Origin of the sequence: Nonomuraea harbinensis, from assembly GCF_019396385.1 — a bacterium.
Taxonomy (GTDB): Bacteria; Actinomycetota; Actinomycetes; order Streptosporangiales; family Streptosporangiaceae; genus Nonomuraea; species Nonomuraea ferruginea.
In genome coordinates this window covers 1-13,657 of sequence record NZ_JAHKRN010000021.1, presented here as the reverse complement: position 1 = coordinate 13,657, position 13,657 = coordinate 1, and the positions used below count along the sequence as shown (strand labels likewise).

23 protein-coding genes are annotated in these 13,657 nt (G+C 67.4%); 14 read left to right on the top strand and 9 right to left on the bottom strand.

All coding sequences use genetic code 11. From position 1 onward, the window contains the following. Positions 1-138: 138 nt before the first annotated feature. Positions 139-432 carry a hypothetical protein gene (locus KME79_RS22025; protein WP_219546100.1) on the top strand — a complete coding sequence of 98 codons (294 nt, stop codon included), beginning with the start codon at positions 139-141 and terminating at the stop codon, positions 430-432. Between the two features lie 100 nt (positions 433-532). Next, a complete protein-coding gene (locus tag KME79_RS22020; protein ID WP_219546099.1) occupies positions 533-1,066 on the top strand; it encodes a hypothetical protein in 534 nt (177 codons plus the stop codon). A 9-nt stretch (positions 1,067-1,075) separates the two neighbouring features. Here the strand turns inward: KME79_RS22020 and KME79_RS22015 are convergent, their stop codons facing one another. Both KME79_RS22015 and KME79_RS22010 read right to left on the bottom strand, forming a co-directional pair. Beyond that, positions 1,076-1,384: a hypothetical protein gene (locus tag KME79_RS22015; protein ID WP_219546098.1), complete on the bottom strand. Its 309-nt coding sequence runs from the start codon at positions 1,382-1,384 to the stop codon at positions 1,076-1,078. Next, positions 1,381-1,749: a hypothetical protein gene (locus KME79_RS22010; protein WP_219546097.1), complete on the bottom strand. Its 369-nt coding sequence runs from the start codon at positions 1,747-1,749 to the stop codon at positions 1,381-1,383. Before KME79_RS22010 ends, KME79_RS22015 begins: the two co-directional genes overlap by 4 nt. 94 nt (positions 1,750-1,843) lie before the next feature. On the opposite strand from KME79_RS22010, the gene KME79_RS22005 reads away from it, so the two are divergent. The 3 genes from KME79_RS22005 to KME79_RS21995 all read left to right on the top strand — a co-directional run bounded on the left by KME79_RS22005 (position 1,844) and on the right by KME79_RS21995 (position 3,308). Then, positions 1,844-1,990: a hypothetical protein gene (locus tag KME79_RS22005; RefSeq protein ID WP_219546096.1), complete on the top strand. Its 147-nt coding sequence runs from the start codon at positions 1,844-1,846 to the stop codon at positions 1,988-1,990. 95 nt (positions 1,991-2,085) lie between these two features. Further along, the gene (locus tag KME79_RS22000; protein WP_219546095.1) at positions 2,086-2,886 is read left to right on the top strand and encodes a sensor histidine kinase; all 801 of its coding nucleotides are present in this window, start codon (positions 2,086-2,088) and stop codon (positions 2,884-2,886) included. Next, a complete protein-coding gene (locus tag KME79_RS21995) occupies positions 2,880-3,308 on the top strand; it encodes a LuxR C-terminal-related transcriptional regulator (RefSeq protein ID WP_219546094.1) in 429 nt (142 codons plus the stop codon). The genes KME79_RS22000 and KME79_RS21995 overlap by 7 nt, the downstream gene beginning before the upstream one ends. A gap of 7 nt (positions 3,309-3,315) precedes the next feature. On the opposite strand, the gene KME79_RS21990 is transcribed toward KME79_RS21995, so the two are convergent. Then, entirely contained in the window at positions 3,316-4,155 is an 840-nt protein-coding gene (locus KME79_RS21990; protein WP_219546093.1) for a class I SAM-dependent methyltransferase, read from the bottom strand. 134 nt (positions 4,156-4,289) lie between these two features. Between KME79_RS21990 and KME79_RS21985 the strand changes: the two genes are divergently transcribed. Next, the gene (locus KME79_RS21985; RefSeq protein WP_219546092.1) at positions 4,290-4,967 is read left to right on the top strand and encodes a winged helix-turn-helix transcriptional regulator; all 678 of its coding nucleotides are present in this window, start codon (positions 4,290-4,292) and stop codon (positions 4,965-4,967) included. A gap of 19 nt (positions 4,968-4,986) precedes the next feature. Here KME79_RS21985 and KME79_RS21980 read toward each other — a convergent pair whose 3' ends face one another. After that, on the bottom strand, positions 4,987-5,235 hold the full coding sequence (locus KME79_RS21980; RefSeq protein ID WP_148036604.1) for an SHOCT domain-containing protein: 249 nt from the start codon (positions 5,233-5,235) through the stop codon (positions 4,987-4,989). A gap of 417 nt (positions 5,236-5,652) precedes the next feature. Here KME79_RS21980 and KME79_RS45085 point away from each other — a divergent pair, with 417 nt between their 5' ends. The 4 genes from KME79_RS45085 to KME79_RS21960 all read left to right on the top strand — a co-directional run bounded on the left by KME79_RS45085 (position 5,653) and on the right by KME79_RS21960 (position 7,392). After that, entirely contained in the window at positions 5,653-5,889 is a 237-nt protein-coding gene (locus KME79_RS45085) for a type II toxin-antitoxin system RelE/ParE family toxin (RefSeq protein WP_308249004.1), read from the top strand. After that, positions 5,886-6,242 carry a helix-turn-helix domain-containing protein gene (locus KME79_RS21970; RefSeq protein WP_246640224.1) on the top strand — a complete coding sequence of 119 codons (357 nt, stop codon included), beginning with the start codon at positions 5,886-5,888 and terminating at the stop codon, positions 6,240-6,242. The genes KME79_RS45085 and KME79_RS21970 overlap by 4 nt, the downstream gene beginning before the upstream one ends. A 215-nt stretch (positions 6,243-6,457) precedes the next feature. Continuing rightward, positions 6,458-7,111, top strand: coding sequence for a TetR/AcrR family transcriptional regulator (locus KME79_RS21965; RefSeq protein ID WP_219546091.1), 654 nt, complete (start codon positions 6,458-6,460; stop codon positions 7,109-7,111). Next, the gene (locus KME79_RS21960) at positions 7,099-7,392 is read left to right on the top strand and encodes a DUF6204 family protein (RefSeq protein ID WP_308249003.1); all 294 of its coding nucleotides are present in this window, start codon (positions 7,099-7,101) and stop codon (positions 7,390-7,392) included. Before KME79_RS21965 ends, KME79_RS21960 begins: the two co-directional genes overlap by 13 nt. 110 nt (positions 7,393-7,502) lie before the next feature. Here the strand turns inward: KME79_RS21960 and KME79_RS21955 are convergent, their stop codons facing one another. Then, positions 7,503-8,027: a GNAT family N-acetyltransferase gene (locus tag KME79_RS21955; RefSeq protein WP_219546090.1), complete on the bottom strand. Its 525-nt coding sequence runs from the start codon at positions 8,025-8,027 to the stop codon at positions 7,503-7,505. An 86-nt stretch (positions 8,028-8,113) separates the two neighbouring features. On the opposite strand from KME79_RS21955, the gene KME79_RS21950 reads away from it, so the two are divergent. Further along, positions 8,114-8,662 carry a hypothetical protein gene (locus KME79_RS21950; protein ID WP_219546089.1) on the top strand — a complete coding sequence of 183 codons (549 nt, stop codon included), beginning with the start codon at positions 8,114-8,116 and terminating at the stop codon, positions 8,660-8,662. A 489-nt stretch (positions 8,663-9,151) separates the two neighbouring features. Beyond that, positions 9,152-9,397, top strand: a complete 246-nt coding sequence (locus KME79_RS21945; protein ID WP_308249002.1) for a cell division protein SepF — start codon at positions 9,152-9,154, stop codon at positions 9,395-9,397. Positions 9,398-9,833: 436 nt separating this feature from the next. On the opposite strand, the gene KME79_RS21940 is transcribed toward KME79_RS21945, so the two are convergent. Then, the gene (locus tag KME79_RS21940; protein WP_219546087.1) at positions 9,834-10,217 is read right to left on the bottom strand and encodes a hypothetical protein; all 384 of its coding nucleotides are present in this window, start codon (positions 10,215-10,217) and stop codon (positions 9,834-9,836) included. 146 nt (positions 10,218-10,363) lie between these two features. Between KME79_RS21940 and KME79_RS21935 the strand changes: the two genes are divergently transcribed. Beyond that, positions 10,364-10,840 carry a hypothetical protein gene (locus KME79_RS21935; RefSeq protein WP_246640236.1) on the top strand — a complete coding sequence of 159 codons (477 nt, stop codon included), beginning with the start codon at positions 10,364-10,366 and terminating at the stop codon, positions 10,838-10,840. Between the two features lie 186 nt (positions 10,841-11,026). On the opposite strand, the gene KME79_RS21930 is transcribed toward KME79_RS21935, so the two are convergent. The 3 genes from KME79_RS21930 to KME79_RS21920 all read right to left on the bottom strand — a co-directional run bounded on the left by KME79_RS21930 (position 11,027) and on the right by KME79_RS21920 (position 13,447). Beyond that, entirely contained in the window at positions 11,027-11,539 is a 513-nt protein-coding gene (locus tag KME79_RS21930; protein WP_219546085.1) for a GNAT family N-acetyltransferase, read from the bottom strand. A gap of 142 nt (positions 11,540-11,681) precedes the next feature. Further along, on the bottom strand, positions 11,682-12,245 hold the full coding sequence (locus tag KME79_RS21925; RefSeq protein ID WP_219546084.1) for a GNAT family N-acetyltransferase: 564 nt from the start codon (positions 12,243-12,245) through the stop codon (positions 11,682-11,684). Positions 12,246-13,177: 932 nt separating this feature from the next. After that, positions 13,178-13,447, bottom strand: coding sequence for an SCO4402 family protein (locus KME79_RS21920; RefSeq protein WP_417629145.1), 270 nt, complete (start codon positions 13,445-13,447; stop codon positions 13,178-13,180). 111 nt (positions 13,448-13,558) lie between these two features. Between KME79_RS21920 and KME79_RS47455 the strand changes: the two genes are divergently transcribed. Further along, the coding region (locus tag KME79_RS47455) for a transposase (RefSeq protein ID WP_372452453.1) at positions 13,559-13,657 on the top strand (99 nt) is incomplete at its 3' end.

Below are 13,657 nucleotides of genomic sequence, written 5' to 3'. Positions count from 1 at the left end.
AGACGCTGATCGTCATGAGCACAGGTGGGGCGTCGCTGCGGCTGGAGGACGTGACATCGGCGCTGGAGACGGCGCTCACCGCCCTGGGAGCCGGCCCGGCGTACCGCGTGGGCGGCACGAGCGCCGCTCTGCTGCAAGGTGTCCGGCTTCCTGCCGGGGACGTCGACCTCCTGGTGGCGGATGGAGTGCATCGGCCGCGGCCCGTGGGAGCACTACGTCCTGGTCCCCTGTGGCCCGCATCGCGTTCCCGTGGTGCGCCTCGAACTGCGGCTGGCCACCGAGCTCCCGCGTGACCGGCCTGACCGGCACGAACCCCTCATCGACCACCTGGCGCGGCGGGGGTTCGACCCGGACCTCTTGGAGCGGGCCATGACGGCTCGCGGGCTGTCTCCGGAACGACGGCGGCTGGTCAGCGACCGCCTCGCCCGTTGACAGCCGTCAGGGACGGTTGACGGGGGTAGTGCCCGGGCTACCCGGAAGGCTCGCCCTTCCGCCAATGTGCGACGAGGGCGCCACGGGTTGGATCGACGGCATGACAACCGTCTCGTTCGTGTTCCCCGGTCGCTGGGTCGAGGCGGCAGGGCTTCGCCTCGGGCCGCTTCTGATGCTCGCCGGCGTCCTCCGCCGCGGGGACGCGGACGGCTTCTTCCCCGCGCAGCTCGCCGCCTTCGCCACGAGCCCGGGCCGGATCAGCCTGTCGTACAGCGCCTTCGTCGCCGGGAACGTCCTGCTGTGGCCCGCGGTCATCGCCCTGGTCCGGCGGGTGTGGGTGACGCAGCCGCGATGGGCGCTGTGGGGCGGCGTGCTGGTCCTGTTCGGCCTGTTCGCCCGGACCTTCCACGCCGGGGTCGACCATCTCGCCTTCCAGCTCGTCGACGTCCAAGGGCTGCGGACGGCTCAGCAGGCCGTCGCCGCCTCCTACGGCGCCTTCCACGTGTTCCACGCCCTGGCCTTCGCGATCTTCTTCGGCTGGATCGTGCTGGCCGTGGGGACGTGGCGGGCGCGCGTGCTGGGGATCACCGGACCATGGGTACCGCGGCGGTGCTCCTGGGGCATGGCCGGTTGAGCGGGGCGGCTACCGCCCGGCCACCGACACGCTCTCCACGCGGCTCGGGCGAAGGCCCCGCGCCAGCCCGATCAGCCCGGCGGCCATCAGCGCGCTCACCACGAGTTTGGGCGCCAGGCCGCTGGAGACGGCCTCGAGCACCATGCCGGCGGTGAGGACGAGCGGCACCCACAGGGACACGAGGCGTGCTCGCCACGCGCCGAAGGCCAGGATCAGGAGCCCGATCAGCCAGCCCAGGATCCAGACCAGGAACGACGCCACCACCAGCGGGTCGTTGTCGAGGGCGTCGACCACCGGCCGGGCCGCGTCCGCCGTCACTCCCCCTCCGGCGAGGGCCCCGAAGAAGGCGTTGTAGTACCAGAGGTGGACCGCCGAGAAGCAGAGAGCGGGAACGACGAAGGCCCCGCCTGGTGGCGACCAGGCGCTTGCGGCGGCCGACCGCCACGATCAGACCCCGCCATCGCAGGCAGGAGCAGCAGGTGCGCCAGCGCGAAGAGGAGCGTCTCCACCCGCCAGGCGCCGAGGGCGGAAGCGGCCACATCCGCGTTCGCCGCGGTCTCGGACACCTCGTCCGGGAACATCGCCCAGTAGAAGGCGCCCGCCGCGCTGTAGAGAACACCGCCGCCCGCCATCGCGACCGCCGCGCAACGCGAGCCGTACGGTCTGGTGGTCTGGTCATCCATCGACATCTCCTGTCATGATCCGGCCGACGACGCAGAGGCTAGGAGCGCCGCACCGCCCAGGTCGTGGCTCCGGGGCATGGAGCGGCGTGACCTCGTGACTGTCGCCGCGGGTCTCGCGCTGTTCGGGTTCGGCCCGGCCGAGCTCTACGTGCCGCTCGCCCCGTACGTCGAGGGCGACGGTCCCATCCCCACCGAGTTGTCCGGCGGCTGGATGGCCGTGCTGACCGTGCTGCTCGCCTGATCGCCGCCGTCTCCTACTTCCTCGCGGCCGGGATCGAGACCACGATCGCGGACGACCCCGACTGGGCCTTCATCGTCTTCGTCGCGCTCGCCGTCATGGGACCGGCCTACGCCGTACGCATGCGGCGTGCCGAGGCCGAACGCCTGGTCGCGCTCGCCGCCGAACGTGAGGCCGCCGCCCGCACCGACGAGCGGCTCCGGGTGGCCCGCGAGCTGCACGACATCGTCTCGCACGGCGTCGCCGTGATGGTGCTGCAGGCGGGAGCCGCCCAGGCCGTGCTCGACTCCGACGTCCGGCAGGCCCATGAGTCGCTGGACGCGGTGCAGGACGTCGGTCGTGACGTCGTCACCGAGTTGCGCCGCCTGCTCGTCGTCCTCCGGGCTGAGGGGAGTCTGGAGCGGCTGCCCTCGTTACGGCACCTCGATCCGCTCCTGAGCGGAGTCCGGGCCGCCGGCGTACGGGTCGACGTCACCGCCGACGGCGACCTCGGCAGGGTTCCCGCAGCCGTCGACGTCAGCGGCTACCGGGTGCTGCAGGAGGCCCTCACCAACGTGGTCAAACACGCCCCGGGGGGCCGCGGTCTCCGTCACGATCGAGGTCGGACACACCGATCTGAGGATCCACGTCGTCGACGACGGCCCGCGGGTCGTCCGCCGGAGCGACGGCAGTGGCCTCGGGGTGACGGGGATCAGCGAGCGTGTCGAGCTCTTCGGTGGCACGGCCACCACCGGTCCGGGGAAGGGCGGCGGGTTCGAGGTGCGGGTGGAGCTGCCCTTGAGCGGAAGCTCCGCGCCGTCGCGTACGGGAGCGTCGGTGTGACGCGCGTTCTCATCGCGGACGACGAGATGCTCGTACGCACTTCGCGGACCGCCCCGACCGCCGCGTCGTCATGCTGACCACGTTCGACCTCGACGAGTACGTCTACCGATCGTTACGCGCCGGCGCCTGCGGATTCCTGCTCAAGACCACTCCGCCGAAGGAGCTGGCGGGCGCGCTGCACGCCGTCGTCCGTGGAGACACGCTGCTCTCACCGGAGATCACCCGCCGTCTGATCGACCACTACACCTCCTTGGCGCCACCGGTCAGCGCTCCCGGGCTGACCGACCTGACCGCCCGGGAGGCCGAGGTGCTGCGGTTGCTGGCTCGGGGGCTGTCCAACCGGGAGATCTCCGGTGAGCTGCATCTCGGCGAGGCGACCGTGAAGACGCACATCAACCGCATCTTCGCCAGACTCGGCGTGCGGGACCGCGTGCAGGCGGTGGTGCTCGCGTACGAGGTCGGCGTGGTGCTGCCCCGGCGCGCGGCGCGCGAGTGGTGAGGCGACGTCAGGCGCGCTTGCGCGCTGTGAGGAGGAGATACTCCCATTCCATCACCGCTTTCTCCTCACCGCGCAGATGGTCGCGGGCCAGCTCGGTGAGAGCGTGGTCCAGGGCGGCGACCCGTTCGGGGTCCCCGGCTATCCCCCGGTAGGCGGCGATGGTCGGGCCGTAGTTGGCCTTGAAGTAGTCGAGGAACGCGCCGGGGTGGGCGAACCGGTCGACCGTGACCATCTGCCGGCGCGCGACGACCTCGGTGACCGCGTCCCCGAGCAGCGCACGGACGTGGTCCTCGTCGCCCCACAGCGGAGGGGGTTGCGCGCCGGGCGGAGGCGGGGCCACGAACGGTTTCATCGTCGCGAACATCTGGCCGATGAACCCTTCCGGCGTCCAGCTGAGCAGGCCGATCGTGCCGCCGGGGCGGCAGACCCGGATCAGCTCGTCGGCACTGGCCTGGTGGTGGGGAGCGAACATGACCCCGACACAGGACACGACCGTGTCGAACGCGCCGTCCGCGAACGGCAGGGCCTCCGCGTCGGCCTGCCGCCACTCGACCTCCGCGCCGCGCCGCGCCGCCAGGGCCCGTCCGGCCTCCAGCAGCTCGGGGGTCAGGTCGCCCGCCACCACGCTCGCCCCGGCCAGCGCGGCGGGAATGGCGGCGTTGCCGGACCCGGCGGCCACGTCCAGCACCCGGTCCCCGGGCCCCACCCCGCAGGCCTCGGTCAGGATCGCGCCCAGGTCGGGGATGACCTCGGCGGCGACCGCGGCATAGTCGCCCTGCGCCCACATGGCGCGGTGCTTGGCCTTCAGGGCACGGTCGGCCTCTGTCGGGTCGCTCGGGACGGTCATCGCACTGCTCCCTCGTCGTGATCGGTGGACTGGAATCGACGGTAAGGAGGTACGGATTCGCTAACTAGTACACGATCTGTACCGGCATCCGGCTGCCACTGGCATTCGTGGCGGCCGAATCTAGACTCCGGGACATGGGCTCCTCCTACCACCAGTTCTGTCCCGTGGCCAAGGCCGTCGAACTGCTCGACGAACGCTGGACCCTGCTCGTCATCCGGGAGCTGGTGTGCGGGACCGAGCGTTTCAACGAGCTGCGCCGCGGTCTGCCGCGCATGTCCCCCACGCTGCTGTCCCGGCGGCTGCACCAGCTCACCCAGGCCGGCATCGTGGAGAGGCACGTCAAGGGCAACGACGTGCGATACGTCCTGACCCAGGCCGGCCACGAGCTGCGCCCCGTGGTCGAGGCACTCGCCGCCTGGGGCATCCGCTGGATCGGAGAGCTGGGCGACGAGGACCTGGACCCGAAGCTGCTGCTGTGGGACATGCACCGCAACGTCGACCGGACCGCCGTTCCGGACGGGCGGACGGTCATCGAGTTCCGGTTCCCCGACGTGCCGTCCAACAGTCGCCGCTGGTGGCTCGTGATCACCAGTGACGCGGTCGACGTCTGCGACACGGACCCCGGCCACGCCGTGACCGTGACGGTGACCGCCGGTGTGCGCAGCATGGTCGAGGTCTGGCGCGGCAACCTGAGCTGGCCGGACGCCCTGCGCCTCCAGGCAGTCGAGGTGCAGGGTCCCGAGGCGCTACGCCGCGCCGTGCCCCGGTGGTTCACCCTCCCCGAGTGGGCCTCCGTGCCCCGTCCTGCCTAGCGCCGGTGTCGCGTGGAACTCATCTTCGCCCCTGCAGCAGTTCCAGACGACGCTTGTACTCGTCGACGTCGACCTCTCCTCGGGCGAGCCGCTCGGCGAGCACGTCCTCGGGCCGCAGCGATCCCTGCCGGTTCCACGGCATCCCCGTGTTCCGGGAGCCGCCGATGTAGCGGACCAGCGCCACGATCGCAGTGATGATCAGCGCCCAGATCAAGATCATGGTGATGCCCCCGACCAACCAGGAGCCGGCCCCGTAATCCCACATCATGTCCCCCGACCCTCCTCTCAGGAGGTTCCTCCCTTTCAACATGCCACGACGGCAAGATTGATCGGTAGGTCCGTCGGCCGCATCGCCCTCGCGCGACCGGTAGCCGTACAGGCTGAAGCTCCCACCACCGCGCCGTACGCATCCAGAACCGAGCCACGACCCGGGTGCCGGCGGGAATCGACCGCTCTCCGGCGTGAAACCGCCGAGATCGAGTGGACGCGGGGGTAGGCCTGACACTCGTACCTGCCATGAGTTACCATCGAAGGCATATACTATTGATGGTATGTCTCAGTGGGAGATCGACCTGGAGCCGGAGGTGGAGTCTTGGCTGGACGGACTTTCCCTTCCGCTCTACCAACGGGTTATGCGAAACGTGGACGACTACCTCGTCACTGGCGGCATCCCTGACGGGACCACGTGAAGAAGCTGAAGGATGCCGAAGGTGTGCACGAGTTGCGTGTCGCTCTCGACCGCACGACCTGGCGGTTGACCTTCTGGAAACCGTCCAACAAGGTGATCGTGGTGCTGACGGTCTTCCGCAAGACACAGGACGGGACGCAGACCGCCGACATCGATCGAGCGATCGCTGCCAAGAAGCGGTGTGAGGCAGAGCACGACCTGACCACCACGCACGTGTTCGAGAGGAGCGCATGATGGGTCACAGCCGTTGGGAAACCTACAAGGCGAAGCGTCTGCGCGAGATGGAAGCGGACGCGCAGCCCCACCCCGAATACGAGCAGGCAGGCCGCGATCTGGAGCTCGGAGACCAGTTGCGCGAGATTCGCAGGCGCCGAGGCTTGTCTCAGAAGGTCGTAGCGGAGCGCTCCGGGATGTCCCAACCCGCCCTGTCTCGTATCGAGGGCGGCGGCGGCATCCCGGATATAACGACACTGCTGCGCCTTGGTGCGGCAATGGGGGTTCGGTTCCGCGTCGAACTCGTCGTCGACGACGACACCACTGAAATCGAACCTCTGACGGTGCATCACCGACAGCTCGCGAACACCTAAGTTGCAGGTGGCAAGGCCCGATCCGCAGGCGTCCACTGCTCCCGCGACAGGCTTGCTCGGGAGTCCTTCTGCCGTCACCCGATGACACAGGGCCGGACAATCCGTTCGCCCCTCAACGAGTCGTACGACAACACCGCCCACCTCAGCCATACCGGCAGCGGCCCGGACAGAAAATCCAGTGGACTCCAAATATAGAGTCTGCTTAAAGTTTTCTCATGTCGGAAGGGCTACGGGCACGCAAGAAACGCGAGAGCCGGCGGCACATCAGGGAGACAGCCATCCGGCTGTTCGTCGAGCGGGGCTTCGAGCACGTCACCATCACCGAGGTCGCCACCGCCGCCGGAGTGTCGGCCAACACCATCTACAACTACTTCGAGACGAAAGAAAACCTCGTCCTGCCGCCCGACGAGGCGTCCCCCCAACGGCTCGCCGACATGGTGCGCGACCGCCGGCCCGGCGAAGCCGCCGTACCGGCCGTGCTGCGCACTCTGCGCGACGAGGTGCAGCGCCGCGACCGCAGGCTCGGCCTGACCGACGGATTCGGCCGGGTCTTCGAGATGATGCGGGCCGCGCCCACGCTGACAGCCCGGCTTGAGGACCTCGGCCGGCAGATGACCGACGCGCTCGCCGCCGTACTCGCCGAGGAGACCGGCGCGTCCCCCACCGCCCCGCTACCCCGCGTGGTGGCCTGGCAGGTCGGCGCCCTGCACTCCCTCGTGTACACCGAGATCGGCAGGCGGACGGCCATCGGGGAGGAGCCCGACACCATCGCCGCGGCCGTCCTCGGCATCCTCGACGCGGCCGAGGAACTGCTCGGCGGCCACATCCTCACCTACGCCGTCAGAAAGGACCCACAGTGTTCAGAGTGATCATCTCCGGCAAGTTCGGCGATCTCGACGAGGCCGGCCGCGCGGCCGTACTCGCCGCGTCCGAGGTGGGCTTCACCGAGCGGGGCGCCTTCACCCACGACGGCACCCTGTCCACTTTCACATTCCGCTGCCAGGTGCCGGCCGGGCCGGACGACGGCGAGCAGGACGCCACCCGGCGCGCCCTCGCGGCGCTCGACGCCTACGGTCAGGCGTACGACGTCCTGCGTGTCGCGGTGACCGACATGCGCGACATCAAGATGCGCCGACGTCCCGCACGATGACCATCCACTGAAAGCGTGGAGACGGTCCTATGCCACAGCGGCCAGCAGAAGGCACAGTCGCCAACGACGGGATGCGGCGCGCACCCGGGCCTGCCCGATCACCCCGTCGCTCAATGAGTCGCCGGAGGCGGATCGTTCCGCAGTCTGCTGTACATCCAGCCGTCACGCCACTGACCGGCACGGAACTCCACCGCGCGTAGGACGCCCTCCAGTGTGAAGCCGGCCTTCTCCAACGACTTCTGCTCTGCGATGTTCTCCGGGTGGGTGGACGCTTGGATCCGCTCGGCTGGGGTGTGAGTGAACAGGTAGTCGCACAGCATCGCCTGAGCGCGCCAGCCGATGCCGCGCCCGCGCCAGTCCGGAAGCAGGGCGATCCCTATCTCCCAGTATCGGGAGACCCCGAACCCTCGCGCCGACCAGCTCATCAAGCCCGCGGCCGTGCCATCGACCTCGACCATGACCCTGCTGTCAGCTTCGCCTAGGTAACCGTCGGTAGCGTAGCGTCGCGCCGGGGCCTGCGCATCGCGGAACCCTGTCCAGTCCAGCCCGATCAATCCCGGCTCCGTGGCGAAACGCCGGAACATGGCGAGATCGTCCTCTGTCACCGGCCGCAGTCGTACCTCAAGCGTGCTCATCGCGTCACCTCCCTTGTGACGCGTTCGTACACCAAGATCGCGTCATTGGCCTGGAGCCTACCTCGCCGGATCTTGGGGCGCGGGACATGTCAGCCGTCGCCGTCAGAGCCGCGCCCTTCGGCATGGCGGTCCGCGCGAGGTGCCACCTGGTCGAACGCGATCTCAGTGAATCCGATGACCGCGCCCAGGACCTTCCTTCAAATCATGCAATGGGGCGACAGAGCCAAATCCTGATCGAGGTGACGTGCGCCCCCACGCCTGCACGTTCGGGGAGGTCTTCCGCATCGTCAGACGACCGTCCGGCACTCTCCACCTTCGCGACCAAACGAGAGGCGGAGATCTGGCTGTCGAAGAAAGAGATCGAGATCCAAGAAGGGGACTGGTCGAACCCGAACCTCGGGAAGATCACGTTCAAGGTGTACGGCTCGGACTGGATCGATGAGCGGCCTGGCCTGCGTCCAAAGACTGTCCAGCTCTATAAGGGCCTCCTTCGGCTGCACCTCATCCCGACTTGCGGCAACCAGGCCGGTACCTGTCAAGCACTCCGGACGTTCAACACGCACGTGAACCGGGTTGAGGTCATCACGTACAAGGAACTCATCGACAACGCCAGACGCTCCCTCGGGGACCTCTGAGACATAGTGGTTACGTCATGGCTCAACGCCGGAGTGCCGGCGCCCTCAGGTCTCTGAGTGAGCGGGGCACAGCGTGAACGAGCCTACGGTGGGGACGAACTGGCAGCACTCTCGCCGAAGAACGCGCAGGTGGAAGCGGAAACGACGGCTTCCACTTCATGGCCACCGACACACTGGCAACACCCTCGCCGCCCCATCCTCCGGAAGTCCGTGCGGCGGTGGAGAGCTTCGTCCGTACAGCGGGCGTCATAGTACGGAAGGTATGAGTACGTGGCTCGCGCGGGCGCTTGGTCGCTCTCCTGACGGGCACGTAGCGGGCGCGGGAGGCCGCTCCCTCGTCACGACGGTGCCCGGTGGGCTGAGGCACGAGGCCCAGGCCGTCGATCGCCCTCGACCCTGTGCGGTGATCAGGCGATTGTGAGGGTGGTGTGGTCCGGTGCTGTAGCTGTATAGGTGGCTTGATGTCGTCGTGAGGTGGAGGCATGTCCAGTGATCAAGACGCTGTGTCCTCGGGACTACAACGAGGCAATCCAGGTGGGCCACTTCTTTCGCACCGGTACTCCTGTCGTGATGGACCTCACCAAGCTGCCCGACAGCGAGGCCAAGCAGTTCGTGGACTTCGCCGCCGGCCTGGTGTTCGGCAGGCGCGGGGACATGGAACGTCTTTCACCCCAGGTCTTTCTGCTGGCGCCTTACGGAATGATCGCGCGGTCCTCTGATGAAGAGGGAGAGTAGGCAGGCGGCGTGGCCCCAGAACGGCGAGTGACTCGGTGCGGCGGGTGGTGGTCGGTGCACGGCCCGAGTGCGGCCCCGGCCATGACCAGCCTCAAGCGACATGCGCGGCCGGGGTCCGCGACGCTGGGCCGTGCGGCGGCGCCGAGACCGAGATCGGGCGCACAGTGGACGCGGAAGCCTGAGGATCCGGCCCTCGGAAGCGCGTTGGTCATCGATCCTCAACGAGGTGCCCTGCGGCCGGTCGGTGACCACCAGGACCTTCCGCATCTTGAACGAGCCGATCAGGTTCGCAGCCGTGCCGGCTGGCGAGAGGACGGCGCGTCTACTGAAAGAACGAAGGGCCTGACAGGACGCCCCGAGGCGCTGAAAGCCGGCCCTGAGTGGCCGCGAGTGCCCCTTCATTACCCCTGTTAATGGCTCGCTCATGGCCCAGCGATCAGGAGTCCGGATCGCCATCCCAGGGGATTGGGGGCATAAGTGCCAGAGCCTGGCAGGCCAGAACTCTCAGGCGCTGCCATGTGGGATGGCTTTGCAGCCCCTCGGCGCTCCATGGCGCCGGGCCTTCCTCTGTCAGCTCGGCGGTGAGCTGATCGATCTCGGCGAGAAGTCGTGACAGTTCGTCTCTGATCCACCCGGCTTCCCTGGGCATCCACGACACCCGGTACGCGTGATCGTAATCCAGGGCCAGTTCATCAGGGTGCATCACGGATCCGAGCCAGGCGATCTGATCGGGGGCAGACCAGGCCAGATGTCCCAGAGCGTCCCGCAGGAGTCTCCAGGCTCCCCTGAGCATCGCCTCGTCTTCGTTGGGGGGCGGCATGGGTCCATCCTGCCGCGCGACGCGCGCTCACCGCCCGCCTGATCACCCCGTCTGCCGTCGACCTGCCGAAGGGGAAGCGCGCCAGGGCCACGCGGCGATCACCCCGGAACCGGAGTCCCCCACCGAAGGCGCGTTCTGGAGGGATGATGAGTGCTGTGCCTGACCTGCTGTGGGATGACGTGAAGGTCCTCTTCGACCCTGAGGTCAACGGAGCGTTGCCTGACGTTGTCGTAGAGGGAACGGCTCTCGAGGACTGGCAGGTCCTGCTGGATCTCCTTCGGGAGCAGGGTTGGCAGTACGCCTACTCGGTGGGTGGCGAGCCGATGGAGCTCACTTCGGCTGCTGACATGGCCGTGGCTGCCTATGCCGACGGAGTGCCTGAGCTAAGAGTCTGTCTGGCCCTCGACATGCTGGTCATCTTCCGCATGTACCGAACCGAGTCGATCGACTTCGACGTCGATCTCAGAGAGTTGCAGGGGCAGGAGCGGCTGGACGTCCTCGTGGATTTCTTCTGCCTGCTCGGACGGCGTCTCGGGAAGTCCGTGTTGATGAGTGCGGAGGGATCTCCCGACCATCCGGATCTCGGGTTCGATGTCGACGCTGACCGGGTGGTGCTGATGTAGATCCGATTGATCCGAGCGGGCGGTAGCAACTGTTGAGGGGCTTGATCGAAAGCCAGGTCGGGAACCCCTCTGGCTTTTCGCGTTGAGAGCGGGCGGGCGACGGGAATCGAACCCGCGCTGTGTCGACTCGGAGCGCGACGCTGCCGAAGTAGAGCTCCTTCATGTGCACGCGAGAAGCCGTACCTGTCACGGTGTGAAACAGAGCCGAGGGCGTGAGTCTGATCCGCCCGGCCTGGTTTCCGCCGGGTGATCGCCAGGCGAAGAAGGGTGGCGCACCATGAAGACGTCCACCTCGTCCTCGGTCTCGGCCGTGAACCCATGTCGCTCGTACAACTGGCGGGCCGAACTGCCCTGCAGCACGTTCAACCGAACCACGGCGCCTTCGCGGTCGCACCACTCCAACAGCCTGCTCAGAACGGCAGTGCCGATGCCCCTGCCCTGCGAATCCGGGTCCAGGTAGAAGTGCTCCAGCCAGTAAGTGTCCTTGGCCGGCCGCAGCGCCACACAGCCGGCCGACGCGCCATCCACCTCGATCATCCAGGTGTGCGCTGGGGTGAACCCATCCCGCAACCGCTGTCGTACACGTTGTTCGTCGTACCGCCCGAGCCGCTCGAGATCCGGCCTCAGCACCACGGCCCGCAACTCGGCCACCATCTCGACGTCCGCCACCGAAGCCGACCGAATCTCCCAGCCCACCATGATCGTGATGTTATCGCCCCGATTCCTGCCGACCCGGGCCCGCTAATGGCCCGGCGATCAACCCGCGACCCGGTGTTTCCCGCGCGACGCGCACCCCGCCCGACTGATCATCCCGGAGCCAGAGCGACCCAACCGGAGGCTTCTAGGAGGCGAGCCGATCGGTGGTGGAACGGTCGTCAGCAAGGGTTCGGACGATGTCAGGACCCCATGTGTACTCGACGACGGGTAGTTCGAATCCTGCGGGGAAGCGTTCTATGAACTCTTTGGTGGGCCGGCCACCGAGGCGCCGGTAGAAGGTGATCGCGACGACGTTGTCGCGCAACACCTCCAGGTAGATCGTCTTGTCAGAGTGTTGTTCGGAGGCCCAGCCAAAAGCGTGGTAGACGAGTTGGCGGCCGATGCCGGACTGCTTGCGCTCCGGCTGGACGTGCAGGTTGTCGAGCAAAAGGCGCCCGTCGGTTGCGACGGCGAGATAGGCGAACCCCAGGAGGGCGTTGTCATCGACAGCAACGAGCAGGCAGCGGCTGTGATCCTGTTCCGCAGTGACAGTGGCGAGCCGCGTACTCCACATGGCCTTGCGCTCGTCGAGCAGGGGCCCATCCAGACAGCTGGCGGGCATGATCTCGGCATAGGCGGTCATCCAGCTACGAGTGTGGAGCTCTGCGATGTGCTCAGCGTCGTCTTTGGTACCGGATCTGATGTGCATGGCGTAGAGGTTGGCATAGTGGCTGATAGGGGCGTTAATCGCCGGGAGCGTCTTCTTGAGGCCGAGTGGTCAATCGGACCGTAGCGGATTGCTTCGATCCGAGGTATCAGCAGGTCAACGTAGCGGTCACTGAAGGGCGGCCTAGCGGCGGCGTGCCGCGGGAATCGGTGGGCGACATCGGATATGGCGGGGCCGCGCTACGGCGATGCCCAGCCCGGCGCTCGCGCCGTGACCGGCCCCAGGCCGCAGGCGCCGCTTGATAGCGAAATCAAGCCCGTACAAGATCAAAGCCCAGGTCCCGAATCCCTCGGTCGACCTGGGCTTTCACATCGAGAGCGGGTGACGGGAATCGAACCGCGCTGTCAGCTTGGGAACTGCACGGATCACCGCACGTGAGGGCTCTGAGCTGGGCGGAAACCCGGTCGCGAGTGACCATGATTGACCCCTCGTCAACCCTGGCCAATTGCACGACGATCAGCCTGCGACCTAAGGTTTCACGCCTCGTACGGATCAGACAGAGCGATGGCGTCCCGTGCAGGAATCCCCCGACGGCCCGCTACCTGGAGGCGTTCCCGGACCTGTCGGGGCGTCCGCGGGCGAAAGCCCGGACCCCCGCAACCGCACGAGTGGAAGTCCAAGCCGGCGTACAGGACGGCACCCAACGCTCGCCAAGCCGGGCTATCACGCCGACGTGGTGCAGCGAAGTCTCGCCCCGCGTCAATCATGTGCTCCTGGCAGCGATTACAGAGCTGGGGTCGCTGCTCCGGGCGTCGCTTGGTAGTCACACGGCAAGGCAAACACACGTAGTGGACCTTGTAGGTGTCCGCGCTATACCGGCACATGCCGCCAGGCTACGTGAGTATCGGCGCACCGCGCGCACGCCGGCCGCCTGCCTGACGCTCCTATGTACAAGGGCGTTGCGCGAAGTTCCATCACGACCTTGGCTTGCCGGAGGACAAGGCGAGGTAAGCGACGCCGGCCGAGTTCAGGACGTTGATCCACTCAGGATGGTCGAGATAGGCGTTGTCTGGAGCGGTAGGGCCGAGGTCATCGAGAACGCGCAAGAGGGCGTCCACCACCATCTGGACGAGGTCGGCTTCTCGCTGATCAACGAAAAGGTGGGGGATCAGTGCTCGTGCGCCGTGTTGGTCGATGAAGGTGTCGTCGATGAGCCAGTGCACGGCAGCAGTGAGATCCGGCAATCCCTTCTCAGAGGACGATCCGTGAGCCTATGCCCGTGATGTCGTAGTGTGATCGAGTGAATCTGTAGCGTTATGCCCGGCTGGTGAGCGTGGACGTGTTGAGATAGCCGGGTGAGTGAACGCAAGCCGTACGCGACGGACTTATCCGATGAGCGGTGGGCCCTGATCGAGCCGGTGATCACGGCGTGGAAGGCCGCGCACCCCTCGGTC